Here is a 24692-nt window from a genome sequence, read left to right on the forward strand (position 1 = left end):
TCGCCCTGCGCATCCCGGCCCGATCGCGCCGCCCTGACCGGACGGCCGCGGCGGAGTCTCCCGTAACACCGCTGCATCCCAGTGTGGGATCGAGGGAGAACGTCCAGGATGAACCGCAAGACTCTGGTGCTGCCGGCCGTCATCGGCCTGCTCGCCCCCGCCCTCGCCGCCTGTGGCACCACGCCGGGCGGCGCCGCGGGAGGGGACGCCATAGTCGTGGGGACCACCGACCAGTTCGTCGCCAACAGCGAGGCTCCCGCACCGTTCGACCCGGCGTTCGCGTACGACACGAACGCCTGGAACGTCCTGCGGCAGACCGTCCAGACGCTGATGCACGTCCCGCGCGGCGGTGGTCAGCCGGTGCCCGAGGCGGCGTCCCGCTGCGCGTTCACGGACACCGAGAGCGAGCGCTACAGCTGCACCCTGCGTGACGGCCTCGCCTTCGCGGACGGGAAGCCCGTCACCGCGGCGGACGTGAAGTTCTCCATCGAGCGCGTCCTGAACATCAAGTCCGACAACGGCACGGCCGCGTTGCTCTCCACGGTCGACACCATCGAGGTCGCGGGGGACAAGGACATCGTCTTCCACCTCAACACTCCCGACGCCACGTTCCCGTACAAACTCTCGACTCCCGTCGCCGGCATCCTGAGTCGCGACGAGTACGACGCGAAGAAGCTGCGCGACGGCTTCCAGGTCGACGGCTCCGGCCCGTACACCGTGCGCACCGAGGCGGACGGGCAGAAGCTCGTCCGAGCCGTCTTCACCAAGAACCCGGCCTACAAGGGCGACCTGAAGGTCCACAACGACAAGGTCGAACTCCGTTCCTTCCCGGACGCCGCCGCCATGGGCGCGGCCCTGGAGTCCGGCGAGATCGACATGGCGGCCCGTTCCATGTCCCCGGAGCAGATCAAGGACCTGACGGAGCACCCGGAGGAGGGCGTCGAACTCAACGAGATGCCCGGCCTCGAGATCCGCTACCTCGGTTTCAACACCGACGACCCGTCGGTCAAGGACAAGGCGGTCCGCAAGGCCATCGCCTCCGTGGTCGACCGGGGCGAGATCGCCGGCGGTGTCTACGGCGCCACGGCTGAGCCGCTGTACTCGCTGATCCCCACGAGCATCGTCGGCCACACCAACTCGTTCTTCAACGAGTACGGCGACCCGGACCCCAGGAAGGCCGCCGCCGTCCTCCGCGCCGCGGGGATCACCACTCCGGTGAAGCTGACCCTGCACTACACCACCGACCACTACGGCCCCGGCACCGCCGAGGAGTTCCGGGCGCTGCGCGACCAACTCAACGGCAGCGGGCTCTTCGACGTCACGGTCAAGGGCACCGAGTGGGCGAAGTTCCGGCCCGCTCAGAAGCGCGGCGACTACGCCGTCTACGGTCTCGGCTGGTTCCCCGACTTCCCGGACCCGGACAACTACATCGCTCCGTTCCTGGACGAGGACAACTTCCTCAACACCCCCTACGTGAGCACGGCCGCCCGCAGCCGGCTCATCCCGCAGTCGCGCCGCCAGGCCGACCGCAGCAAGGCTTCCCGGCCCTTCAACAAGCTGCAGGACATCGTCGCCGACGACGTCCCGGTCCTGCCGCTGTGGCAGGGCAAGCAGTACGTCGCCGCACGGTCGGACATCGACGGCGTCGAGTGGGCGCTGAACTCCTCGTCCGACCTCCAGCTGTGGGAGCTCGCGCGCGGCACCGCCTGACCTTCAGTACCCGGCCGTGAACGTCGCGGTCGACAAGCGAGAGCAAGAGGCAAGGTTCTGTGAAGGCACGAATCAAGAGGACTGCGGTCGCCCCGCTCGCGATGGGGCTGTCCGCCTCGCTGCTGGCGGGCTGCGGCTCCGACAGCGGCGACGGCAAGGACGCGCAGGGCATCCGGGTGGCCGTCGGCATGTCCGACGAGGTCCTCGCCACGGACCCCGCGGACGGTTACGACCCGGGATCCTGGCTGCTGTTCAACAACGTCTTCCAGTCCCTGATGAGCTTTCCCAAGGGCAGCTCCACGCCGCAGCCGGAAGCCGCCGAGAAGTGCCAGTTCGAGGGCGGCGGCAGCACCGTCTACCGCTGCACGCTGCGCGAGGGCCTCACCTTCAGCAACGGCAACGCGTTGACCTCGGAGGACGTCAAGTTCTCCTTCGAGCGGGCGCTGAAGATCGCCAGTGAGTCCGGCCCGGCGCCGCTGCTCAGCACCATCGGCAGCATCCAGACGCCCGACGAGCGGACCGTCATCTTCAAGCTGAAGGTCCCCGACGCCACCTTCCCCAGCAAGATCGCTTCGGGTGCCGGCTCCATCGTGGACCACCGCGAGTACGACGAGGGCTCGCTGCGCACCGACGGCAAGGCGGTCGGCTCCGGCCCGTACAAGCTGGACTCCTTCAGCGAGAAGGAAGCGGTCTTCTCGGTCAACCCGAAGTACAAGGGCACCGCGGAGGTGAAGAACGGCGGCGTCACCCTCACGTTCTTCCGCGGCGACCAGAAGGGCCTCAGCAGCGCGCTCAAGAGCGCCAACGTCGACGTCGCCTACCGAGGTCTCACCGCCCAGGACATTGACGCGCTCCAGGGCTCGGTGTCCGCGGGCGAGCAGGGCATCGAGGTCATCGAGGGCGGCAGCGCCGAGGTCCAGCACCTGGTCTTCAACATGAAGGACCCGGTCGCCGGGAAGCTCGCCGTGCGCAAGGCCTTCGCCTACCTGGTCGACCGTGACGCGCTGGTCAAGAACGTGTACAAGGCCACCGCCGAGCCGCTGCACTCGATCATCCCGGCCGGTATCGCCGGCCACAACACGGCCTTCTTCGACCGCTACGGCGGCAGCCCGCAGCCCGACAAGGCCCGCAAGGCCCTGCGCTCCGCGGGCATCAACGACAAGGTGAAGATCACCCTCTGGTCCACGCCCAGCCGCTACGGCCCGGCGACCGACCTCGAGATGAGCGCCATCGCCCAGCAGCTGAACGACAGCGGGCTGTTCCGGGCGGACGTCAAGTCCGTGGAGTTCGACCAGTACGAGAAGGGCATCACGGCCGGCAAGTACGCCGTCTACGTGAAGGGCTGGGTCCCCGACTACCCGGACCCCGACAACTTCACCCAGCCGTTCTTCGGCGAGGACAACGTCCTGGGCAACGGCTACGACAACAAGCAGATCACCGGGAAGATCATCCCGGAGGCCTCGGCCGTGTCGGACCGCCCCTCGGCTGCCGCCAAGTTCGGCCAGCTCCAGGACATGGTCGCCGAGGACCTGCCGATCCTGCCCCTGTGGCAGGGCAAGCAGTACGCCGTGGCCAACGGCGACATCACCGGCCTGGAGTGGACGCTCGACGCCTCCACGGTCTTCCGCTTCTGGGAGATCAAGAAGGGCTAGGGGCCCCTCCTCGGACGACCCCCCTCCCCGGATGCCGCCCCGGCGCCCTCACTGGGCGCCGGGGCGCACCAGCCCGCTCTCGTACGCGTACACCGCGGCCTGCACCCGGTCCCGCAGGCCCAGCTTGGTCAGCACGTGGCCCACGTGGGTCTTGACCGTCGTCTCGCTGACGAAGAGATCCGCGGCGATCTCCGCGTTCGACAGACCGCGTGCCACCAGCTTGAGCACCTCGACCTCCCGCTCCGTCAAGGTGTGGAGCGTGTCGGGAACCGACTCGTCGCCGGACGGCAGGTGCCCCGCGTACTTGTCGAGCAGCCGGCGCGTAATGCTGGGGGCGAGCATCGCCTCGCCCGCCGCCACCACCCGGATCGCCTGCACCAGCTCGTTCGCCGGGGCGTCCTTCAGCAGGAACCCGCTCGCACCCGCCTTCAGCGCCTCCACCACGTACTCGTCGAGGTCGAAGGTGGTCAGCACCAGCACCTTCGCCGGGCCGTCCCGCTCGGGGCCGGTGATCTGCCGGGTCGCTTCGACGCCGTCCATCCGGGGCATCCGGATGTCCATCAGCACCACGTCGGGCTGTAGCGCCCGCACCTGGTCCAGCGCCTGGAGGCCGTCCCCGGCCTCACCCACCACCGCGATGTCCTGCTCCGCCTCCAGGATCATCCGGAAGCCGGTGCGCAGCAGTGGTTGGTCGTCGACCAGAAGGACGCGGATCGTCACGGGATCTCCTCAAGAGTCTGGGCCGGCCCCATTCTGCCCTGACCGCCCGGAGCTCCGGCCGGGAGCACCCGTGGCGTCCGGGGCGCACCGGCGTCCCGTCCGGGTGCGGCCGCTCGGCCGGCAGCCCCGCTGGGCACACGCCCTACTCCGGCCGCGGCGGAACCACCGGCAGGGGATACACAGGAGGCGTGCCGCCGAACTCGGGGCACACCGATTGGTGGTCGCACCAACCGCAGAGCTTCGTCGGGCGGGGCCGCCATTCCCCCGTCCGCGTCGCCTGCGAGATCGCCTCCCACAGGGCCAGCAGCTTGCGCTCGACCCGGGCCAGGTCGGCCTCGACCGGGTCGTACGTCAGGACCTCCCCGCTGCCGAGGTAGACCAGCTGCAGCCGGCGCGGCACCACGCCCTTGAGCCGCCACACCACCAGCGCGTAGAAGGTCATCTGGAACAGCGCGCCCTCGCTGTACTCGGGGCGGGGTGCCTTGCCCGTCTTGTAGTCGACGATCCGCACCTCGCCGGTCGGCGCCACGTCCACCCGGTCGATCACCCCGCGCAGCCGCAGTCCGGACTCCAGCTCCGTCTCCACGAGCAGCTCGCGCTCCGCGGGCTCCAGCCGCGTCGGGTCCTCCAGCGAGAACCACCGCTCGACGAGCTGCTCCGCCTCGGACAGCCAGCGGGCCAGCCGCTCGCCGTCCCCGTCCTGTGCGAACAGCTCGCCCAACTCGGGCTTCGACTCCAACAGCCGATCCCACTGCCGGGGAACCAGCGCCTTCGCCCGGGGCGGCGTCCGCTCGGCGGCCGGGGCGTCGAAAAGCCGCTCCAGCACGGCGTGCACGAGCGTGCCCCGCGTGGCGGCCTCGCTCGGCTTCTCCGGGAGCCTGTCGATCACCCGGAAGCGGTAAAGCAGGGGGCACTGCATGAAGTCACTGGCACGCGAGGGCGACAGGGACATGGGGGGTCGCCCGTCCGAGGGGGACGCCACGCCGTCCTGCGGGGGCGGACGGCCGTCCGCGGCGGCGGGCAGGTCACCGGAAGCGGGCGGTGGGCCTTCCGGAACGGGCGGCTGACTCGTACTCATGACTCAGACCCTACGACCCGCCACTGACAGCGAGCGGCATACCATCGAGGTCAGATCCTCTCGCACTGCACGAACGAGTCAGCCAGCCCCGGCGATGAAGGGAACCCGTGAACAAGGACGACGAGAGCGGCGAGCGTACGACGCGGCCGCAGTCCGGCGCGGGGGGGACGGACCCCGGAAAGGGCAAGCCGCAGGGCTCCGCCGAGCCCGGTGGCGGCATTCTCATGGGGCGGCCCTTCGGCGTGCCCGTGTACGTCGCCCCGAGCTGGTTCCTGGTCGCCGCCCTCATCACGTGGGTCTTCGGCGGACAACTCGAACGGGTGCTGCCCGAGCTCGGCGGTGCCCGCTACCTGGTCTCGCTGTTCTTCGCGGTGGCCTTCTACGCTTCGGTGCTGGTGCACGAACTGGCCCACACGGTCGCCGCACTCCGCTACAAGCTGCCCGTGCGCCGCATCCAGCTCCAGTTCTTCGGCGGCGTCTCGGAGATCGAAAAGGAGGCCGAGACCCCAGGCCGTGAATTCGTCCTGGCCTTCGTCGGCCCGCTCCTGTCGCTCGTCCTGGCGGGGGTCTTCTACCTGGCCATGTACACCGTCGAGCCCGGCACCGTGCCCGGTGTCCTGCTCGCCGGGCTGATGATCTCCAACCTCATCGTCGCCGCGTTCAACCTGTTGCCCGGACTGCCCCTCGACGGCGGCCGGATGCTGCGCGCGGTGGTCTGGAAGCTCACCGGCAAGCCGATGAGCGGCACCGTCGCTGCCGCCTGGGTCGGCCGGGCGCTGGCGGTCACCGTCCTCGTCGGACTCCCCCTGCTCACCCACACCGGTGCCCTCGGCAATGCGACCGAGGACATCAGCGGCATGGACACCGTCACCGACGCCCTGCTCGCCGCGATCCTCGCCGCGATCATCTGGACCGGCGCCGGCAACAGCCTGCGCATGGCCAGACTCCGGGAACACCTTCCGGAGCTGCAGGCCCGCACGCTCACCCGGAGGGCCGTCCCCGTCGAGTCCGCAACACCCCTGTCCGAGGCCCTGCGGCGGGCCAACGAAGTCGGTGCCCGAGCGCTCGTGGTGGTCGACGGCCACGGCGATCCGACGGCCCTGGTGCGCGAGAGCGCCATCGTCGGCGTTCCGGAACACCGCCGTCCGTGGGTCGCCGTCAGCGGACTCGCGCAGGAGCTCACCGAGGGCATGAAGGTCCCCGCCGAGCTCGTCGGAGAGGCCCTTCTCGACCGCCTCCGCGCGACCCCCGCGACGGAGTACCTGGTCGTCGAGGAGTCGGGCGAGATCTACGGGGTGCTGTCCACGGCGGACGTCGAGCGGGCCTTCGTCCAGGCCATGGCACGACCGTCCTCGTAACCCCGGTACTCTGGTCACATGTCCGAACCGACCGGTGCCGCCCGCCGTCGCGGGCCCTTCAAGGTCGGGGACCAGGTCCAGCTCACCGACCCCAAGGGACGCCACTACACGTTCACGCTCGAGGCCGGGAAGAACTTCCACACCCACAAGGGTTCCTTCCCGCACGACGAGCTGATCGGTGCTCCCGAGGGCAGTGTTGTCCGTACCACGGGAAACGTCGCCTACCTCGCGCTGCGCCCCCTGCTCCCCGACTACGTCCTGTCCATGCCCCGCGGTGCCGCCGTGGTCTACCCCAAGGACGCGGGGCAGATCCTGGCGTTCGCCGACATCTTCCCCGGCGCCCGCGTCGTCGAGGCCGGGGTCGGGTCGGGCTCGCTCAGCAGCTTCCTGCTCCGCGCGATCGGCGACGAGGGCATGCTGCACTCGTACGAGCGGCGCGAGGACTTCGCGGAGATCGCCCAGGGCAACGTGGAGCGCTACTTCGGCGGTCCGCACCCCGCGTGGACCCTCACCGTCGGTGATCTCCAGGACAACCTCTCGGACACCGACGTCGACCGGGTCATCCTCGACATGCTCGCCCCCTGGGAGTGCCTGGAGGCCGTCTCCAAGGCGCTCGTTCCCGGTGGCATCCTCTGCGCCTACGTGGCCACCACCACGCAGCTCGCGAGGACCGTGGAGTCGATCCGGGAGATCGGCTGCTACGCCGAGCCGCAGCCCTGGGAGTCCATGATCCGCAACTGGCACGTCGAGGGCCTGGCCGTCCGGCCGGACCATCGCATGATCGGCCACACGGGCTTCCTGGTCACCGCACGCCGACTCGCGGACGGCGTGGAGCCCCCGATGCGCCGGCGCCGGCCCGCCAAGGGCGCCTACGGTGAGGACTACGAGGGCCCCAACAAGGGCTGACCCGTCATCAGGGCCGAGGCCCCCACAACACGGTGGTGCCGTCACGGAGTTCCCGCAGGACAAAACGGAACTCTGTGGCGGCATCTTTGCGTTGGTGCACCGCGCGGAGGTTCGCACCCTGCTGTTCCCGCACGCTGTGACGTGTGGCACCATGCGGGACACCCCCCAGCACCGCTGTTCACAGGAGACGCCTCAGTGCAGACCTCCGCCGTCCCGGAACTCGCGCACACCCACGCCCGACCGGTCCACTGGCTCGCCACCGCGACGGCGATGGCCGCGGTCGTCGCCGGGGCCGGGCTGTTCCAGCCGGACCCCGCCAAGGCCAGCCAGTCCGGGGCCGGCATCACCACGGCCGCGGCGCCCGCGCCCGACGCGGGAGCCGTCGAGCTGCCGCTGGAATGCGGTGCGGTGCCCGTCCAGGTGGTCAGGAAGGCCTCGGGGGACCTCGACGGGGACGGCAGTGCGGAGACGGTCGTGGTGGCCCGCTGCGAGGCCGGCATGGGGACCCCGCCCAGCGGCGTGTACGTGCTCGCCCGGTCGACGGCGGGCGCCCCCCGGGTCGTCGCGGCCCTCGTGGAACCCGCCCAGAAGCTGAGCGTCGGGGACCTCGCCGTACGTGACGGGGTCGTCACGGCGACGCTCCTCGGTTACTCGTCGCCCGACGTGCCGCGGTGCTGCCCGGATCGGCGGGACGCGGTCAAGTGGCAGTGGCGCGGTGGGAAGTTCGTACAGACCGACCAGGGCGCCGCGGGTGCGGGGAGTGCGTGACCGGTCACCTTGCGTCTACTCGGCGTCGGGGCCGTAGACCTCGACCTTGTCCGCGACCCGGCGCACGTGGATGCAGTCGCCCGGGCACTCCTTGGCCGAGTCGATGACGTCGGTCAGCAGCGGCAGCGGCACGGCCGTTGTGGCGCCGGGCTGCTGCAGCAGCTCGTCGTCCGGGCTCTTCACGTAGGCCAGCCCGTCGATGTCGAGTTCGAAGACCTCGGGGGCGTACTGGGCGCAGATTCCGTCGCCGGTGCAGAGGTCCTGATCGATCCAGACTTCGAGAGCCTCGTCCATGTCGCCGTCCGTTCCTGCGCGGTGTGCATCAAGGGGTGTGCATCAATAAGTGCCACCCTTGACGGGTGTTGACCGGTCCGACCTTACAACCGCCCGCTTTCCGATGTTGATGGGTGGGTATTCACCTGGCGTGAGGGAGGGCGCAAGGGTGAAGATCGGACACACCCCTTCCGTCTTTGTGATCTAGGGGTTTCAATCACCACCCACCCAGGTAGGGTCAGGAAGCGTCCAGCTCCCCTTGGAGGAGGTGAGGACCGTGGCAGCCCACGACGACGACAACAACCGCGGCTTCCGGCCGGGGCGGGGGTCTGAAGACCCTGCCGGCCAGGTTGCCTATCTTGAGCAGGAGATCGCCGTCCTGCGCCGCAAGCTCGCCGACTCTCCGCGTCATACGAGGATTCTCGAGGAGCGGATCGTCGAGCTGCAGACAAACCTGGCCGGCGTGTCCGCTCAGAACGAACGACTGGCGAACACGCTCCGTGAGGCCCGCGACCAGATCGTGGCCCTCAAGGAAGAAGTCGACCGGCTCGCCCAGCCGCCGGCCGGCTTCGGTGTCTTCCTGCAGGCCAACGAGGACGGCACCGTCGACATCTTCACCGGGGGCCGCAAGCTCCGGGTGAACGTCAGCCCCAGCGTCGAGCCGGACGAGCTCAGGCGCGGCCAGGAAGTGATGCTCAACGAGGCCCTCAACGTGGTCGAGGCCATGGAGTTCGAGCGCGCCGGGGACATCGTCACCCTCAAGGAGGTCCTCGAGGACGGCGAGCGCGCCCTGGTGATCGGGCACACCGACGAGGAACGGGTGGTGCGGCTCGCGGACTCGCTGCTGGACGCCACCATCCGCCCCGGCGACGCCCTGCTGCTCGAGCCCCGCTCCGGATACGTCTACGAGGTGATCCCGAAGAGCGAGGTCGAGGAACTGGTCCTCGAAGAGGTCCCGGACGTCGATTACGACAAGATCGGCGGCCTCGGCGGCCAGATCGAAATGATCCGGGACGCCGTCGAGCTCCCGTACCTCCACCCGGACCTCTTCAAGGAGCACGAACTGCGGCCCCCGAAGGGCATCCTGCTCTACGGTCCGCCCGGCTGCGGCAAGACGCTGATCGCCAAGGCCGTCGCCAACTCCCTTGCCAAGAAGGTCGCCGAGGTGACCGGTCAGCCCGCGGGGAAGAGCTACTTCCTCAACATCAAGGGCCCCGAGCTCCTCAACAAGTACGTCGGTGAGACCGAGCGGCACATCCGTCTCGTCTTCCAGCGGGCCAGGGAGAAGGCGAGCGAGGGCACGCCCGTCATCGTCTTCTTCGACGAGATGGAGTCCCTGTTCCGCACCCGCGGATCAGGGGTCAGCTCGGACGTCGAGAACACGATCGTTCCGCAGCTGCTCGCGGAGATCGACGGTGTGGAGGGTCTCGAGAACGTCATCGTGATCGGTGCCTCCAACCGGGAGGACATGATCGACCCCGCAATCCTGCGGCCCGGCCGGCTCGACGTCAAGATCAAGATCGAGCGTCCGGACGCGGAGGCCGCGAAGGACATCTTCGCGAAGTACCTGACGCCTTCGCTCCCGCTGCACGCGGACGACCTGTCCGAGCACACCGGCTCCAAGGAGGCGGCGGTCCACGGCATGATCCAGTCGGTCGTGGAGCAGATGTACGCGGAGAGCGAGGAGAACCGGTTCCTCGAGGTCACGTACGCCAACGGGGACAAGGAAGTCCTGTATTTCAAGGACTTCAACTCCGGCGCCATGATCCAGAACATCGTGGACCGGGCCAAGAAGATGGCCATCAAGGCCTTCCTCGACCACGACCAGAAGGGGCTCCGCGTCTCCCACCTCCTCCAGGCATGCGTGGACGAGTTCAAGGAGAACGAGGACCTGCCCAACACCACCAACCCGGACGACTGGGCCCGCATCTCCGGCAAGAAGGGCGAGCGGATCGTGTTCATCCGCACGCTCGTCACCGGAAAGCAGGGCGCGGACACCGGGCGCTCCATCGACACGGTGGCGAACACCGGGCAGTACCTGTAGATCGCGGACCGGCTGCGGATGTCCGGAGGGCATCCGCAGCCGCCTGCTTTCCGAGGCTCCCGGACGGGTAATCCCACCACACAGAGCAATGACCGGATTGATCTCCCCACCTCGCGCAGAGGCGTTCTAGGCTCTTGGATACCGCCGAGTCGCGCAGTGCGGGGACGGGCACCGCACACGCATCGGGGAACGAGCGGTACTTGAGCGCCGCAACCGAAGGGGAGCGCCGCCGGGCAAGGAGGGCCGCATGACCGTACGGCGAGTAATGGGTATCGAGACGGAGTACGGGATCTCCGTCCCCGGCCACCCGAACGCCAATGCCATGCTCACCTCGTCCCAGATCGTCAACGCGTACGCGGCGGCGATGCACCGGGCGCGACGTGCCCGCTGGGACTTCGAGGAGGAGAATCCGCTGCGGGACGCCCGCGGCTTCGACCTCGCCCGCGAGGCCGCCGATTCCAGCCAGCTCACGGACGAGGACATCGGTCTGGCGAACGTGATCCTCACCAACGGGGCCAGGCTCTACGTCGACCACGCCCACCCCGAGTACAGTGCCCCCGAGGTCACCAATCCGCGTGACGCCGTGCTCTGGGACAAGGCGGGCGAGCGGATCATGGCGGAGGCGGCCGAGCGGGCCGCCCAGCTCCCCGGCGCCCAGCCCATCCACCTGTACAAGAACAACACCGACAACAAGGGCGCGTCCTACGGCACGCACGAGAACTACCTGATGAAGCGGGACACCCCCTTCTCGGACATCGTGCGGCACCTCACCCCGTTCTTCGTGTCCCGCCAGGTGGTGACCGGCGCCGGTCGCGTCGGCATCGGCCAGGACGGCCACGAGCACGGGTTCCAGATCAGCCAGCGGGCGGACTACTTCGAGGTCGAGGTCGGGCTGGAGACCACGCTGAAGCGCCCCATCATCAACACCAGGGACGAACCCCACGCGGACGCGGAGAAGTACCGCAGACTGCACGTGATCATCGGCGACGCGAACCTGTCGGAGATCTCGACGTACCTGAAGCTCGGTACGACCGCCCTGGTGCTGTCCATGATCGAGGACGGCTTCATCAACGTGGACCTCGCCGTCGACCAGCCGGTGCGCACGCTGCACCAGGTCTCCCACGACCCGACGCTCCAACACCTGATCACGCTGCGCAGCGGTCGGACGCTCACCGCGGTCCAACTGCAGATGGAGTACTTCGAGCTGGCCCGTAAGTACGTGGAGGAGCGCTTCGGAGCGGACGCGGACGAGCAGACCAAGGACGTGCTGGTCCGCTGGGAAGACACCCTCAACCGGCTGGAGGGTGATCTGATGAGTCTCTCCGGGGAGCTCGACTGGGTCGCGAAGCGGGAGATCCTCGAGGGGTACCGGCGCAGGGACGGCCTGGGCTGGGACGCCGCCAGGTTGCACCTCGTGGACCTCCAGTACGCGGACGTGCGCCCCGAGAAGGGCCTGTACAACCGTCTGGCGGCCCGGGGCAAGATGAAGCGGCTCCTGGACGAGACCGACGTCGAACGGGCCGAGAGCAAGCCCCCTGAGGATACGAGGGCGTATTTCCGCGGCCGCTGCCTGGAGCAGTACGCGGACGACGTCGCTGCGGCCTCCTGGGACTCCGTGATCTTCGATCTGCCCGGACGTGACTCTCTGCAACGGGTGCCCACGCTGGAACCGCTGCGTGGTACACGCAACCATGTGAAAGAGCTGCTGGACCGGTGCCGTACCGCGGAAGAACTGGTCCGCGTCCTGTCCGGGGGCTGAAATGGCCCGCGTCCGGGAATCATGAAGATGGCCGCCGGACGTTGAGCAAAGTGCGGGGCCGATGTCGGACCCTGCTTGTAGGGTCTGATCTTGAGTGAGCCGAACCAAACGGGCAAACCGAGCGGGGTGAGGGATATGGCGACCAAGGACACCGGCGGCGGACAGCAGAAGGCCACGCGCTCCACGGAGGAGGTCGAGGAGCAGGCGCAGGACGCGCAGGCTTCTGAGGACCTCAAGGAGCGTCAGGAGAAGCTCTCGGACGACGTCGACTCCGTGCTCGACGAGATCGACGACGTCCTCGAGGAGAACGCAGAGGACTTCGTCCGGTCATTTGTCCAAAAGGGCGGCGAGTAGCGGCCCCAACTTCGCTCAGCGCACCACCCGTTGTCCGTTCCGGTCCCGCCGTCCCCAGGGGCGGCGGGCGCCGGAGCGGATGACCGGCGACGGCACGGGTAAGGTCCGTGCAATGCATGCAAGATCGGCCCGCGGCCCCTCAAGCGGGCCGCCGCCTATTCGGAAGGAATCGCGTGGAAGCCAATCCTCGTAGCACCGGGCGTCTGCCGGCAGCCTTCCTGACGCCCGGCTCGTCGTCGTTCATGGACTTCCTGGGCGAGCACTCGCCGGAGCTGCTCCCGGGCAAGCGCGTCCTACCGCCCGTCCAGGGCGCCGTCGAAGCACCGCACGGTACGACGATCGTCTCCGTCTCGTTCCCCGGTGGCGTGGTGCTCGCCGGTGACCGCCGCGCGACCATGGGCAACGTCATCGCCCAGCGCGACATCGAGAAGGTGTTCCCCGCCGACGAGTATTCGGCCGTGGGCATCGCCGGCACGGCCGGTCTCGCCGTGGAGATGGTGAAGCTGTTCCAGTTGGAGCTGGAGCACTTCGAGAAGGTGGAAGGCGCCCAGCTCTCCCTCGAGGGCAAGGCGAACCGTCTCTCCACGATGATCCGCAGCAACCTCGGCATGGCGATGCAGGGCCTCGCCGTGGTCCCCCTCTTCGCGGGCTGGGACGTCGACCGCGAGAAGGGGCGCATCTTCTCGTACGACGTCACGGGAGGACGTTCCGAGGAGCACGGCTACGCGGCCACCGGCTCCGGTTCGCTCTTCGCCCGGGGGGCGATGAAGAAGCTCTACCGCAACGACCTGACGGAGGAGCAGGCCGTCACGCTCGTCGTGCAGGCGCTGTACGACGCCGCCGACGATGACTCCGCGACGGGCGGGCCGGACATGGCCCGCCGCATCTATCCGATCGTCACCGTCATCACGGACGAGGGCTTCCGGAAGCTGACCGACGCCGAGTCCTCCGAGGTCGCCCGCGCGATCCTGGAGCGCCGCCTGGAGCAGCCCGACGGCCCTCGTGCCGCGCTGCTGTGATGTCTCCCCAGCCACCACCGCAGGGCGGTGCCCCCACGCCACTGACAGAAAGGGACGGATAGCCGGTGTCGACGCCGTTTTACGTCTCACCCCAGCAGGCCATGGCCGACCGGGCCGAGTACGCCCGCAAGGGCATCGCCCGCGGCCGCAGCCTGGTCGTCCTCCAGTACGCCGACGGCATCGTCTTCGTCGGTGAGAACCCGTCCCGGGCGCTGCACAAGTTCAGCGAGATCTACGACCGGATCGGTTTCGCTGCGGCCGGAAAGTACAACGAGTACGAGAACCTCCGGATCGGCGGCGTCCGTTACGCCGATCTGCGTGGATACACCTACGACCGCGATGATGTGACGGCCCGTGGGTTGGCCAACGTCTACGCGCAGACGCTGGGCACGATCTTCTCCAGCGCCGGCGAGAAGCCCTACGAAGTGGAGCTGGTCGTCGCCGAGGTCGGTACCTCACCCGAGGGCGACCAGATCTACCGCCTCCCGCACGACGGGTCGATCGTGGACGAGCACGGCTCGGTCGCGGTCGGCGGTAATGCGGAGCAGATCAGCAGCTTCCTCGACCAGCGGCACAGGGACGGGATGTCGCTCGCCGAGGCGTTGAAGCTCGCCGTGCAGGCGCTCTCCCGTGACACCAACGGTAGCGAGCGGGAGATCCCCGCCGAGCGGCTCGAGGTCGCCGTTCTGGACCGCACGCGCCCGCAGCAGCGCAAGTTCAAGCGCATCGTGGGACGGCAGCTGTCGCGGCTGCTCCAGGCCGACGACGCCGCCTCCACGCCCACGGAGGTGCCGTCCGACACGGAGGAGAACGAGGCGGAGGAGAAGTAACCGCTCGCGTTCCGCGGAACTGCGACCGGGGCGCGTCGGTGGACCGGGGCGCAGACGTGTGCGGGAGTCGGCCGTCGCACCCTTCGGGGACCGCGGGCCCGTGCAGCTGGTGCTCCGTCCAGCTTCCGTGCGGGAGCGGCGCGCCCGGTGCGTGCAGCTCAGCCGGTGCGTGCCGGCCGGTGGGAGGCGCCCTCGAGGTCGTCGCCCGGTCGGCCGCGCACGGCTTCCAGGGCCGCCGTGCGCGCCAGCCGGTCTCCCGTGCCGTCCGCCGGGCAATCCGGCGGACGTGCCGTCCGTTCGCCCGGCGCCGGACCGCCCGCCACCCGCTTCCCCTGCGGGACGGTCCACCGGCCGGGGCGGGTGCCGAGCGGACGGGCGCGTCCGCCGGTAGCGGTGCGCCACGGGAAAGGCCACGGAGCCCGTGCCGGCGCGCTGTGCGGGCCGTGGCGGGGCTCGAACCGTTCGTAGCCGACAGCACGGCGCGGGCCCGATTCAGGAGGCCGAGCGGGGAGAGCACCTGCTGACCGGGGTCGTGACGCCGGCCGCCCCGTGGGACCGGCACGCAGCCCCTGCGATCCACGCAGCGGAACCGGGGCGCACCGGCCCGTCGCGCGGGCCACCGTGGGGCACCCGCCCTCCCTACGCGCCGCGCGGGGTCCTCCGGGTGGCAGGGCCGCTCCCGCCGCGGGCCGGTGTCAGGACGCGACGGGTCCCGTGGTCCCCCGGGGGACCAGGGTCACCGGGAGGTCGCCCGGCGTCGGGGTGCGGCCTTCCAGCACCGCGAGGAGCGCCGACATTCCCGTCTCGCCGATGCGTTCCGCCGGCAGCCGGACCGTGGTGAGTTCCGGCTCCAGCGCCGTAGCGAGGGCCAGGTCGTCGAAGCCGGTCACCGAGATGTCTTCGGGGACCCGCAGGCCGAGACGGCGGACGGCCTTGCACGCACCCGCCGCGAGGACGTCGTCGTCGCAGACCAGGGCGGTCGGGCGGGCGCCCGGTGCGGTCAGGGCGCGCTCGGCGGACTCCCGGGCGCTGCCCACGTCGAGGGGTGTCGGGACCGTGCGCAACCGCGCACCCGGCACCGCGCGCAACGCCGCGCCCAGGGCTTGCGCCCGTACCTCGAAGGTCCAGGACGGAACCGCCGAGGCGAGGTGGACGAAGTCGCGGTGTCCCAGGCCGAGCAGATGGTCCGTCACCTGCCGCATCCCGTCGGCGATGTCGAGGTTCACCTGGGCCGCGGACACGGGGTCCGACGGGTCGCTGTCGAGCATCACGAGCGGCAGGTCGGAGCCGCGGATCGCGTCGAGCGCCCCGGCGGCCATCGAGGAGGCGATCACCCCGTCCAGCGCGGCGCGGGCGGAGGCGAAGGGGTCCTTGGCCGGTCCTACGCCTTCGGGGGAGGGGTACAGGACCACCCCGAAGCCGTGTTCGGCGGCCACGGCGGCCGCGCCCGCGTACACGCGCGCGAAGAACTCGTTGGACAGTGCGGGCACCACGAGCAGCGCCGTACGGGTCCGGCCCAGCCGTAGGTTGCGGGCGGCGAGGTTCGGTCGGTACCCCAGGTCCTTCGCGGCCTCGCGCACCAGTCCCGCCGTGCGCTCGGACACCCGCCCCTGCCACTTGTCGCCCAGCACCAGTGACACCGTGGCCTGTGAGACCCCGGCCGCACGTGCGACGTCCCTGCTGGTCGGCCGCGCACCACCGGCCGGCTCCCGGGTTTGCACACTCGCCTCCGCGTCGGGTTTCCGCGTACCGCGGGAGTGGACTCGCGGTCTGGAGACATGGTACGTATAACTGAGTTAGTTATACGTACAACTGCCCGTGGCGGGCCGAACGAACGAGGCGGATCGATGGGCGCCGGACTCTCCGGTTACGCGGACATCCTCAAGGCACCGCACGCGGCGAGGCTGCTCGCGGGCACGCTCGTGGGGCGCCTGCCCAATGCCACCGCGCACATCGCGATCGTGCTCTTCACCCGTGCGCAGGGCGGCAGCTACACCCTGGCCGGTGCCCTCGCAGCCGTCTACGGCCTGGCCACCGCCGTCGGCCAGCCGCTCCTCGGCCGGGCCGTCGACCTGCACGGCCAGCCCCGCGTCCAGCTCCCGGCAGCCGTCGTGTCCGCGCTGGGCATGGCGCTGTTCGCGGTCGTCGGCATCGGCCACCTCCCGCCGGCCTACGCGGCCGTCGCCGTCGCCGGGTTCTTCACACCGCCCCTCGAAGGCGGTCTGCGCGCCTTGTGGCCCAGCGTCCTCGGGCGACAGGAGGAGCGGGTGCACCGCGCCTACGCCATGGACGCGGTCGCCCAGGAAGTGATGTTCACCGTCGGTCCGTTGCTGGTGACGCTGCTCGTCTGGCTCTGGTCGCCCGGTGCCGCGCTGCTCGTCATCAACGCCGTCGGCGTCCTGGGGGCGCTGTCCGTGGTGCTCTCCGGTCCTTCCCGTGCCTGGCGTTCCGCGCCCCGGGCGGCCCACTGGCTCGGCGCCCTCCGCTCGCCCGGCCTGCTCGCACTGCTCGGCTCGTTCTTCTTCGTCGGCCTCGCCCTCGGGTCCATCACGGTCGCGGGCGTCGCCTACGCCGACGACCACGGCCGTGCGTCCGTGTACGGCTGGCTGATGGCCGCCCTCGGTCTGGGCGCCCTCGTCGGGGGCGTCGGCTACGGCGCGCGCCAGTGGGTCGGGGCACCCGAGCGGCGGCTGACCGCCATCGTGGGCCTGCTCGCCCTGGGCTACCTGCCGCTCGTCCTCACGCCCGGGGTGCCGGCCATGACGGCGCTGGCCGCCGTCGCGGGTGTGTTCCTGGCGCCGGCGATCGCCTGCGCCTTCATCGTGGTCGACCGGCACGCGCCCTCCGGCACCGTCACCGAGGCCTTCTCCTGGCTGGTGACCACGTTCGGCGTCGGGGCGGCCGTCGGTACCGCCGCCGCAGGACCGGCCGTGGAACTCGGCGGGACCACCGCGGGCTTCGCCGTCGCCGCCGCCGGCGGGGTGGCCGCGCTCCTGGTGCTCCTGGCGACCGGACGGGTCATCGCGGCTCCCGTGCGCAGGGCTCATATCGCGTCGACGGACGAAAATGATCGAAGCGGTGCTGCCGAACCCGGTTTCAGCTCAGGCCATCGGGCGTAATGTTCCTTCATGGACCGCCGCATTTTCGGGCTGGAGAACGAGTACGGCGTCACGTGCACGTTCAGGGGACAGCGCCGACTGTCTCCTGACGAAGTGGCGCGCTACCTCTTCCGCCGAGTTGTGTCATGGGGCCGCAGCAGCAACGTCTTCCTGCGCAACGGCGCCCGCCTCTACCTCGACGTGGGTTCGCATCCGGAATACGCAACGCCCGAGTGCGACAACGTGACCGAACTGGTCACGCACGACAAGGCGGGCGAGCGCATCCTCGAAGGCCTGCTCGTCGATGCCGAACGCCGCCTGCACGAGGAGGGAATCGCGGGCGACGTCTACCTCTTCAAGAACAACACCGATTCGGCGGGAAACTCCTACGGCTGCCACGAGAACTACCTCGTCGCGCGCCACGGAGAGTTCTCCCGGCTCGCGGACATCCTCATCCCGTTCCTCGTCACCCGCCAGCTGCTCTGTGGTGCGGGCAAGGTGCTGCAGACGCCTCGCGGGGCGGTGTACTGCGTCAGCCAGCGCGCCGAGCACATCTGGGAGGGCGTCAGCTCCGCCACGACCCGCTCCCGGCCCATCATCAACACCCGGGACGAACCGCACGCGGACGCCGAGCGCTACCGCCGCCTGCACGTCATCGTCGGCGACTCGAACATGTCCGAGACGACGATGCTGCTCAAGGTCGGTGCCACCGACCTGGTCCTGCGCATGATCGAGGCGGGCACGGTCATGCGCGACCTGACCCTGGAGAACCCGATCAGGGCCATCCGCGAGGTCAGCCACGACATCACGGGACAGCGCAAGGTGCGGCTGGCCAGCGGGCGCGAGGCATCGGCCCTGGAGGTGCAGCGCGAGTACTACGAAAAGGCCGTCGACTTCGTCGACCGCCGCGGTATCCGCACCGGCACGGTCGCCCAGGTCCTGGAGCTGTGGGGTCGCACACTCGACGCGGTCGAGCAGGAGGACCTCGACCGGATCGCCACCGAAATCGACTGGGTGATGAAGTACAAGCTCATCGAGCGGTACCGGGCGAAGCACAACATGACGATGTCCCATCCGCGGGTCGCGCAGATAGACCTCGCCTACCACGACATCCACCGCCGCCGGGGCCTCTACTACCTGCTGGAGAAGAAGGGCCAGGCCGCCCGGATCTGCAACGACCTGAAGATCTTCGAGGGCAAGTCAGTGCCCCCGCAGACCACCAGGGCGCGGTTGCGCGGCGACTTCATCCGCCGCGCCCAGGAGCAGCGGCGCGACTTCACGGTCGACTGGGTGCACCTCAAACTCAATGACCAGGCCCAGCGCACCGTGTTGTGCAAGGACCCCTTCCGATCCGTCGACGACCGCGTGGAGAAGCTGATCGCCGGAATGTAGCTTTCCGCAGGAGTGGAACGGGCCCCGTACGTTCTCGTGCGGGGCCCGTGGCACGGCCTAGAGTGTCGAGCGACCGATGTGCCGTCTGAGATCTGAGGAACACGTGCGCCGACTTGCCGGCCTTCTCGTCGTCCCCCTGCTGCTGCTCACCGCCGTGGCGTGCGGGGACGACAAGGCCTCCGATTCCGCCTCGTCCTCGAACGGACTCCCCGCCATCAGTGCGGGGGAGAAGTTCGGGGAGAAGCCCACCCTCGCCAAGGGCGAGGGCAACCCGCCCAAGGACCTCAAGATCAAGGTCATCAGCGAGGGCAAGGGCCAGCAGCTCAAGAAGGGCGACCAGGCCCAGGTGGACTACCTCGGGCAGGTGTGGGACGGGGACAAGCCCTTCGACAACAGCTTCGACCGTGGCGAGCCGTTCGCGGTGACCATCGGTGGCGGCGGTGTCATCGAGGGCTGGCAGAAGGCGCTCGACGGCCAGAAGGTCGGCAGCCGCCTGGAGGTGTCGATCCCGCCGACCCTCGGCTACGGAGCGCAGGGCCAGGGCGACATCCCGCCCAACGCCACGCTCGTGTTCGTCATGGACATCGTCAAAGGTGTGACCATCCCGACGGCGGCCAAGGGGACCCCGGTCGCCCAGGACAACATCAACCTGCCGAAGGTGGGGACGAACACGGACGGCAAGGCCCCGTCCGTCACGGTGCCCAAGAAGCCGGCCCCGACCAAGCTCGTCTCGAACTACATCATCGAGGGCACCGGCCCCGTGGTGAAGGCCGGTGACACGGTCTCCGTTCAGTACAAGGGCGTGCTGTGGAAGGACGGCAAGGAGTTCGACAGCAGCTACTCCAAGGGCGCGCCGGTGACGTTCCCGCTCGCCAACGTGATCCCTGGGTGGCAGAAGGGCCTGGAGGGCAAGAAGGTCGGCAGCAGGGTGCTGCTCGTCGTGCCGCCGGACATGGGCTACGGCGACCAGGGTCAGGGCCCCATCCCGCCGAAGTCCACGTTGGTCTTCTCCGTCGACATCCTCGCGGTTCTGTAAGACTGTCCCGGTTGACTCGCACAAGGAACGCAAGGAGCAACACGTGAGCATCGACAAGCCCGAGATCGACTTCCCGGGCGGCGAGCCGCCGGCCGACCTGGAGATCAAGGACATCTGGGAGGGCGACGGTCGCGAGGCCAAGGCGGGCGACACCGTCTCCGTCCACTACGTGGGTGTGGCCTTCTCGACCGGCGAGGAGTTCGACGCGTCCTGGAACCGCGGCACTCCGCTGCAGTTCCAGCTTGGTGTCGGCCAGGTCATTCCGGGCTGGGACAAGGGCGTGCAGGGCATGAAGGTCGGCGGGCGCCGCCAGCTGACCATCCCGGCGCACCTCGCGTACGGCGACCGCGGCGCCGGTGGCGGCCGGATCAAGCCGGGCGAGACGCTGATCTTCGTCTGCGACCTGGTCGCCATCTGATCGCAACCGGTCGGAACGGGGCCCGTGCTCCCCCGGACTGCGTCCGGGGGTTCCTCCAGTGGGGGGCGCGGGCCCCGCGCTTTTGTCCTGACACGCCGTAGCGGTAGGTTCGACGACCAGAAGGACTGCGAGGGAAGGGCGGGAAGGTCGTCGATGGCGATTGCCAAGGCCGAGCGGCTGATGAACCTGGCGCTGTGTCTGCTCGGGACACGGCGGCCGCTCAGCAAGCGGGAGCTGCGCGGCTCCATCGAGGCCTACCTGGAAGCGAGCTCGGACGACTCCTTCAACCGGATGTTCGAGCGCGACAAGGACGATCTGCGGGAACTCGGCCTGGTCATCGCAACCGTGGAGAACATCGAGGGCGAGACGGGCTACCTGGCCCGCCGCGACTCCAACCGGCTGCCGCCCATCACCCTCGACGCCGAGGAGGCCGCCGCGCTCGGACTCGCCGCCAAGGTGTGGCAGTCGGCCCGGCTGGCCGGGGCCGCGAGCGGCGCGCTGCAGAAGCTGCGGGCGGCCGGCATGCCCGAAGCCGAGGACGCGTTCGAAACGCAGCAGAGCGCTCTCGAACCGCGCATCCCCGTCCACGAAGCCGCATTCGAGCCGCTGATGCTCGCCTGCCGGGACCGTCGGCCCGTCACCTTCGACTACCGCAAGTCGAATGCCGTGCGCCCGGAGACCCGCCACGTGGAGCCGTGGACGCTGGAGTGCTGGCGCGGACACTGGTACCTCGCCGGCTGGGACCGTGACCGGGGGGCCGAACGCGTCTTCCGGCTCTCGAGGATCACGGGCAAGGTCCGGTCCCGCGCGGGAAGCTTCACCGCGCCGGTGCCCGACGTGGTGACCGTGCGGGAGACCGTGGAGAGCTGGGCGGGGGAGACCGCGACCCGTTCGGCGTTGATCAGGCTCAGGTCGGGAGCCGGCTACCCGCTCCGCGCCCGCGCCTCCGCCGTCCGGGAACTCGGCGACGGCTGGGACGAGTTGGAGATTCCGTACGGCCACGGCCTCGATGCCTGGCTCGTCGAGTTCGGCCCGGACGTCGTGGTGCTGGAGCCCGCCGACCTGCGGGCCGACGTGGTGGACCGGCTGCGTGCCGTGGCCAAGGGCTGAGGGGATGCGGAGGACCATGGCCGCGAACGCCATCGACCAGACCCGGCGGATGCTTTCGCTGGTGACCTATCTGCGTGAGCGCCCCGGTGCGCGCGTGGGGGACGTCGCCCGCGCCTTCGGGATCACCGAGGACGAGCTGATCTCCGACCTCGACGTGCTGCCCATGTGCGGGACCAGTTTCCGCGGCGGCGACCTGCTCGACATCGACACCGACGGCGACCGCATCTGGTGGCACAACCCCGATGACGTCGCCGAGCCGCTCCGGCTCGCGGCCGACGAGGCGACGGCGCTGCTCGTCGCGGCACGTGCCGTCGCCACCCTGCCGGGGCTGCGCAAGGGCGACCGGGAGGCCCTGCTGCGGGCCACCGCCAAGCTGGAGGCGGCCGCCGGCGAGGCGGCGGGCGCCAGCGCCCGCCTGTCGGTCACCTTCGAGTCCGAGGGCGGGGTCTTCGCCGAGGTGGACCGGGCGATCTCCGAGCGCCGCAGACTGTGGCTGCGCTACTACTCCCCGGCACGGGACGAGCTCACCGAGCGTGAGGTCGACCCGATCCGGCTGTTCGCCGTGGGCCACACGTACATGGAGGCGTGGTGCTACCTCAGCGAGGCGCGCCGTACCTTCCGTCTCGACCGGGTGGCCGAGATCCAGCTGCTGGACGAACCGTCCGCGCCGCCGGAGATCGAGCTGCGCGATCTGTCGGAGGGGCTGGTGCAGCCCTCGGCGGGGGATCCGCAGGTCGTGGTCGAGGTGGGGCCCGGCGGCCGCTGGGTCGCCGAGTACTACCCGCACGACAGTGCGCAGGAGCTGCCCGACGGCGGCCTGCGCATCACCCTTCGCACGCCCGACCCCGCGTCCCTGCGGCGGCTCGCGCTGCGACTCGGCCGCGACGGTCGCATCGTCGCACCCCAGGACCTCGCGGAAAACGCACGGCAGGCGGCGCGTGAGGCGCTCGCCGCGTACGACGGCCAGGACTGACGACGATGGGGAGCACCCAGGCGATGACCGCGATCCGAGACATACCGGGGGCGCATCGATGGTGACCGGTACACCGCTGTCCACGGTCCCCGTGCTGTTCAAGGCCGCCTGCCCGGACTGCCGCGCCCGCTTCGAGCTGTCGGCGAACGCCCTGCGCCTGGCGATCGGGGCGAGCAGGCGCACCACGTTCTACTCCTTCACCTGCCCGGAGTGCGGGGCCGCCGTCCGCAAGCCCGCCGGGGAGCGGATCGTGGAGCTCCTCACGGGCGGCGGTGTGCGGACGCTGCGCCTCCACTCCCTCTGACCCGAAGGCTCGCACCATGCTCTGGCCCATGCTCGCCATCGCCCTGGGATTTCTGGGCATCGCCGTCCTCGGCGTCCTCGGGATCCGGGTCTTCCTGGAGGCCGAGCGACTCGGCCGCCAGGTGGCCAGGACCACGGACCGGGTCAACCGCGCCGCGGAGGACTTGGAGCGGGCGGCTGCCGACCTGGCGCGCACCGGCGAGGCGCTGCGGTAGCGCACCGCGCGGAGAGCGCGGTCTCCTGTCGTCGTGGCCCGAGGGGTACCCTGCGGGTAACGGCCCAGACAGTGACGTACGGGCCGCAATCGTGAGTACGCTCCGGCATTGCCCTGCGTTTACTCCGGCGGGTTACGATCGCATTCAAGCTGGTGATCGGACGCCTGTCCGACCGACAGAGCAGCCCGCCCCACAGCCGCCTCAGTGAGAAGGAAGTCGCACATGATCGGCAATCTGAAGCCCCTTGAGATCCTTCTGATCATCGTGGTGATCCTGTTGCTGTTCGGTGCCAAGAAGCTGCCCGACATGGCCCGTTCCCTCGGCAAGTCCGCTCGCATCCTGAAGAGCGAGGCCAAGGCGATGAAGAAGGACGACGAGCCGGCTGCCGGTTCCGGGACGCCCAACGGGCAGACGGCGCAGCAGGACGCCGCCCCCCGTACGATCCAAGCCGCGCCCGGTGACGTGACCAGCAGCCGTCCGGTCTCGGAGCCGAACCGCACGACGCAGAGCTGACCTGGTTCCCCGACGGTTTTTCGTACGAGACGAGGAAGTGGGTTGCTCAAGTCTGCCCGCAAGCAGGAGAAGGACGCCGAGGGGCGGATGTCTCTCGGCGAGCACCTGCGTGAGCTGCGCAACAGGCTGCTGAAGTCGGTCCTGGCCATCGCCGTGGTCACGGTCGCCGCCGCCTTCTTCCAGAAGGAAATCTTCCACTTTCTGATGCAGCCGATCCTGGAGTCGGTCGGTTGCGTCGACGGCGCAGAGGTCATGCGCAACGGCAGGCCCTGCGCCGAGATGACCACCCAGGGCCTGCTCTCCCCGTTCACCATCGCGCTCAAGGTGGCGCTGACGGCGGGTGTGCTGGCGTCCTCCCCGATCTGGCTCTACCAGCTGTGGGCGTTCGTCGCCCCGGGCCTGCACGCGCACGAGAAGCGCTACGCACTGAGCTTCGTGGCCGCCGGCGTCCCGCTCTTCCTCGGCGGCGCCTACCTGGCGTACACGATCCTCCCGCAGACGGCGGAGATCATGCTCGGCTTCACGCCGGAAGGCGCGAAGAACCTCTTGCCGCTCGACGACTACCTGGACTTGATCACCCGCATGGTGATCGTCTTCGGCCTCGCGTTCGAGCTGCCGCTCTTGCTCATCCTGCTCAACCTGACCGGCGTGCTCAGCGGACGACGGATGCTCGGCTGGTGGCGCGGGATGATCGTCGGGCTCACCGCCTTCGCGGCCATCGCCACCCCCGGTGGCGACCCGATCTCCATGCTGCTGCTGACCGGGCCGCTCGCCGTGCTGTACTTCCTGGCCGTCGGCCTCTCCCTCGCCAACGACGCACGTCGCGGGCGGCGGAACCCGGACGCGGGCCTGGGCGACGACGAGGCCTCGAAGCTGGACCTCACGCCCGAGGACATCGGCTCCGTCGAGACGATCCCCGCCGCACGGGTACTGCCCGAGCAGGCGAGTGGGCCCGATCGGGACCGGATCAACGGCTACGACGACATCACCTGATCACGTGGCGGGGCGCTCACGGCACGGTCCCGGGGACCGTACTGACGGCGGGTGCCGCTGAGGGGCGGACGGGAGCCCACGGCGGGTTCCCGTAGGTGACGGAGCGCCAGTGGCCGGCGACCTGCACGCCCCGGCCACTGGCGCTCCGTTGAACAAAGATCGCGCCCCTT

Annotated in this window: 24 protein-coding genes; 20 read left to right on the forward strand and 4 right to left on the reverse strand. The window is 69.7% G+C overall.

Translation table 11 applies throughout. The features are described 5' to 3' along the window. Positions 1 to 108 precede the first annotated feature (108 nt). Positions 109 to 1710 (forward strand): ABC transporter substrate-binding protein, encoded by a 1602-nt coding sequence (locus ACFXOM_RS11500; RefSeq protein ID WP_385037756.1) that lies wholly within the window; start codon positions 109 to 111, stop codon positions 1708 to 1710. Positions 1711 to 1769: 59 nt separating this feature from the next. Further along, complete coding sequence (locus ACFXOM_RS11505) at positions 1770 to 3362, forward strand: ABC transporter substrate-binding protein (protein ID WP_384936073.1); 1593 nt, start codon at positions 1770 to 1772, stop codon at positions 3360 to 3362. A gap of 48 nt (positions 3363 to 3410) precedes the next feature. Here ACFXOM_RS11505 and ACFXOM_RS11510 read toward each other — a convergent pair whose 3' ends face one another. Both ACFXOM_RS11510 and ACFXOM_RS11515 read right to left on the reverse strand, forming a co-directional pair. Then, the gene (locus tag ACFXOM_RS11510) at positions 3411 to 4082 is read right to left on the reverse strand and encodes a response regulator (RefSeq protein ID WP_384936071.1); all 672 of its coding nucleotides are present in this window, start codon (positions 4080 to 4082) and stop codon (positions 3411 to 3413) included. Between the two features lie 142 nt (positions 4083 to 4224). Continuing rightward, complete coding sequence (locus tag ACFXOM_RS11515; protein ID WP_385037872.1) at positions 4225 to 5034, reverse strand: RecB family exonuclease; 810 nt, start codon at positions 5032 to 5034, stop codon at positions 4225 to 4227. A gap of 233 nt (positions 5035 to 5267) precedes the next feature. Here ACFXOM_RS11515 and ACFXOM_RS11520 point away from each other — a divergent pair, with 233 nt between their 5' ends. The 3 genes from ACFXOM_RS11520 (at position 5268) to ACFXOM_RS11530 (ending at position 8192) form a co-directional block, all read left to right on the forward strand. Continuing rightward, on the forward strand, positions 5268 to 6518 hold the full coding sequence (locus ACFXOM_RS11520) for a site-2 protease family protein (protein WP_384936068.1): 1251 nt from the start codon (positions 5268 to 5270) through the stop codon (positions 6516 to 6518). A gap of 18 nt (positions 6519 to 6536) precedes the next feature. Beyond that, positions 6537 to 7424 carry a tRNA (adenine-N1)-methyltransferase gene (locus ACFXOM_RS11525; RefSeq protein WP_384936066.1) on the forward strand — a complete coding sequence of 296 codons (888 nt, stop codon included), beginning with the start codon at positions 6537 to 6539 and terminating at the stop codon, positions 7422 to 7424. A gap of 195 nt (positions 7425 to 7619) precedes the next feature. Then, positions 7620 to 8192 (forward strand): hypothetical protein, encoded by a 573-nt coding sequence (locus tag ACFXOM_RS11530; RefSeq protein WP_385037759.1) that lies wholly within the window; start codon positions 7620 to 7622, stop codon positions 8190 to 8192. A 15-nt stretch (positions 8193 to 8207) separates the two neighbouring features. Here ACFXOM_RS11530 and ACFXOM_RS11535 read toward each other — a convergent pair whose 3' ends face one another. After that, entirely contained in the window at positions 8208 to 8486 is a 279-nt protein-coding gene (locus ACFXOM_RS11535) for a ferredoxin (protein ID WP_384936059.1), read from the reverse strand. A gap of 256 nt (positions 8487 to 8742) precedes the next feature. Between ACFXOM_RS11535 and arc the strand changes: the two genes are divergently transcribed. The 5 genes from arc (at position 8743) to prcA (ending at position 14471) form a co-directional block, all read left to right on the forward strand. Beyond that, positions 8743 to 10509 (forward strand): proteasome ATPase, encoded by a 1767-nt coding sequence (gene arc, locus ACFXOM_RS11540; RefSeq protein WP_384936057.1) that lies wholly within the window; start codon positions 8743 to 8745, stop codon positions 10507 to 10509. Positions 10510 to 10756: 247 nt separating this feature from the next. Further along, positions 10757 to 12268 carry a depupylase/deamidase Dop gene (dop, locus tag ACFXOM_RS11545; RefSeq protein WP_384936054.1) on the forward strand — a complete coding sequence of 504 codons (1512 nt, stop codon included), beginning with the start codon at positions 10757 to 10759 and terminating at the stop codon, positions 12266 to 12268. A 135-nt stretch (positions 12269 to 12403) separates the two neighbouring features. Next, a complete protein-coding gene (locus ACFXOM_RS11550; RefSeq protein ID WP_011027899.1) occupies positions 12404 to 12622 on the forward strand; it encodes a ubiquitin-like protein Pup in 219 nt (72 codons plus the stop codon). Positions 12623 to 12795: 173 nt separating this feature from the next. Next, positions 12796 to 13641, forward strand: a complete 846-nt coding sequence (prcB, locus tag ACFXOM_RS11555; RefSeq protein ID WP_384936051.1) for a proteasome subunit beta — start codon at positions 12796 to 12798, stop codon at positions 13639 to 13641. A gap of 65 nt (positions 13642 to 13706) precedes the next feature. After that, the gene (gene prcA, locus ACFXOM_RS11560; RefSeq protein ID WP_384936049.1) at positions 13707 to 14471 is read left to right on the forward strand and encodes a proteasome subunit alpha; all 765 of its coding nucleotides are present in this window, start codon (positions 13707 to 13709) and stop codon (positions 14469 to 14471) included. Positions 14472 to 15166: 695 nt separating this feature from the next. Here the strand turns inward: prcA and ACFXOM_RS11565 are convergent. Beyond that, the gene (locus ACFXOM_RS11565) at positions 15167 to 16192 is read right to left on the reverse strand and encodes a LacI family DNA-binding transcriptional regulator (protein ID WP_384936046.1); all 1026 of its coding nucleotides are present in this window, start codon (positions 16190 to 16192) and stop codon (positions 15167 to 15169) included. Positions 16193 to 16318: 126 nt separating this feature from the next. Between ACFXOM_RS11565 and ACFXOM_RS11570 the strand changes: the two genes are divergently transcribed. The 10 genes from ACFXOM_RS11570 (at position 16319) to tatC (ending at position 24522) form a co-directional block, all read left to right on the forward strand. After that, positions 16319 to 17590, forward strand: coding sequence for an MFS transporter (locus tag ACFXOM_RS11570; RefSeq protein ID WP_384936044.1), 1272 nt, complete (start codon positions 16319 to 16321; stop codon positions 17588 to 17590). Between the two features lie 9 nt (positions 17591 to 17599). Next, positions 17600 to 18961: a Pup--protein ligase gene (pafA, locus tag ACFXOM_RS11575; RefSeq protein ID WP_384936041.1), complete on the forward strand. Its 1362-nt coding sequence runs from the start codon at positions 17600 to 17602 to the stop codon at positions 18959 to 18961. A 103-nt stretch (positions 18962 to 19064) separates the two neighbouring features. Beyond that, positions 19065 to 19997, forward strand: a complete 933-nt coding sequence (locus ACFXOM_RS11580; RefSeq protein WP_385037762.1) for an FKBP-type peptidyl-prolyl cis-trans isomerase — start codon at positions 19065 to 19067, stop codon at positions 19995 to 19997. A 43-nt stretch (positions 19998 to 20040) separates the two neighbouring features. After that, positions 20041 to 20415 (forward strand): FKBP-type peptidyl-prolyl cis-trans isomerase, encoded by a 375-nt coding sequence (locus tag ACFXOM_RS11585; RefSeq protein WP_384936036.1) that lies wholly within the window; start codon positions 20041 to 20043, stop codon positions 20413 to 20415. Positions 20416 to 20568: 153 nt separating this feature from the next. Beyond that, complete coding sequence (locus ACFXOM_RS11590; protein WP_384936032.1) at positions 20569 to 21525, forward strand: helix-turn-helix transcriptional regulator; 957 nt, start codon at positions 20569 to 20571, stop codon at positions 21523 to 21525. A gap of 16 nt (positions 21526 to 21541) precedes the next feature. Further along, the gene (locus ACFXOM_RS11595) at positions 21542 to 22498 is read left to right on the forward strand and encodes a helix-turn-helix transcriptional regulator (protein WP_384936030.1); all 957 of its coding nucleotides are present in this window, start codon (positions 21542 to 21544) and stop codon (positions 22496 to 22498) included. Between the two features lie 58 nt (positions 22499 to 22556). Beyond that, entirely contained in the window at positions 22557 to 22802 is a 246-nt protein-coding gene (locus tag ACFXOM_RS11600) for a hypothetical protein (protein WP_384936027.1), read from the forward strand. Between the two features lie 16 nt (positions 22803 to 22818). Next, entirely contained in the window at positions 22819 to 23016 is a 198-nt protein-coding gene (locus ACFXOM_RS11605) for a hypothetical protein (RefSeq protein WP_384936025.1), read from the forward strand. A gap of 222 nt (positions 23017 to 23238) precedes the next feature. Next, a complete protein-coding gene (gene tatA, locus ACFXOM_RS11610; RefSeq protein WP_384936022.1) occupies positions 23239 to 23529 on the forward strand; it encodes a Sec-independent protein translocase subunit TatA in 291 nt (96 codons plus the stop codon). A gap of 42 nt (positions 23530 to 23571) precedes the next feature. Beyond that, a complete protein-coding gene (gene tatC / locus ACFXOM_RS11615) occupies positions 23572 to 24522 on the forward strand; it encodes a twin-arginine translocase subunit TatC (RefSeq protein ID WP_384936020.1) in 951 nt (316 codons plus the stop codon). Positions 24523 to 24692 lie beyond the last annotated feature (170 nt).

Origin of the sequence: Streptomyces sp. NPDC059169, from assembly GCF_042755225.1 — a bacterium.
In the GTDB taxonomy this organism is placed as follows: Bacteria; Actinomycetota; Actinomycetes; order Streptomycetales; family Streptomycetaceae; genus Streptomyces.

Excerpts from the sequence above, each read along its gene's own strand:
- ACFXOM_RS11500 (WP_385037756.1), top strand. The coding sequence starts at position 109 with ATGAACCGCAAGACTCTGGTGCTGCCGGCCGTCATCGGCCTGCTCGCC.
- ACFXOM_RS11515 (WP_385037872.1), bottom strand. The coding sequence starts at position 5,034 with ATGTCCCTGTCGCCCTCGCGTGCCAGTGACTTCATGCAGTGCCCCCTG.
- ACFXOM_RS11525 (WP_384936066.1), top strand. The coding sequence starts at position 6,537 with ATGTCCGAACCGACCGGTGCCGCCCGCCGTCGCGGGCCCTTCAAGGTC.
- ACFXOM_RS11535 (WP_384936059.1), bottom strand. The coding sequence starts at position 8,486 with ATGGACGAGGCTCTCGAAGTCTGGATCGATCAGGACCTCTGCACCGGC.
- dop (WP_384936054.1), top strand. The coding sequence starts at position 10,757 with ATGACCGTACGGCGAGTAATGGGTATCGAGACGGAGTACGGGATCTCC.
- ACFXOM_RS11550 (WP_011027899.1), top strand. The coding sequence starts at position 12,404 with ATGGCGACCAAGGACACCGGCGGCGGACAGCAGAAGGCCACGCGCTCC.
- ACFXOM_RS11570 (WP_384936044.1), top strand. The coding sequence starts at position 16,319 with ATGGGCGCCGGACTCTCCGGTTACGCGGACATCCTCAAGGCACCGCAC.
- pafA (WP_384936041.1), top strand. The coding sequence starts at position 17,600 with ATGGACCGCCGCATTTTCGGGCTGGAGAACGAGTACGGCGTCACGTGC.
- ACFXOM_RS11590 (WP_384936032.1), top strand. The coding sequence starts at position 20,569 with ATGGCGATTGCCAAGGCCGAGCGGCTGATGAACCTGGCGCTGTGTCTG.
- ACFXOM_RS11595 (WP_384936030.1), top strand. The coding sequence starts at position 21,542 with ATGGCCGCGAACGCCATCGACCAGACCCGGCGGATGCTTTCGCTGGTG.
- ACFXOM_RS11600 (WP_384936027.1), top strand. The coding sequence starts at position 22,557 with ATGGTGACCGGTACACCGCTGTCCACGGTCCCCGTGCTGTTCAAGGCC.
- ACFXOM_RS11605 (WP_384936025.1), top strand. The coding sequence starts at position 22,819 with ATGCTCTGGCCCATGCTCGCCATCGCCCTGGGATTTCTGGGCATCGCC.
- tatA (WP_384936022.1), top strand. The coding sequence starts at position 23,239 with ATGATCGGCAATCTGAAGCCCCTTGAGATCCTTCTGATCATCGTGGTG.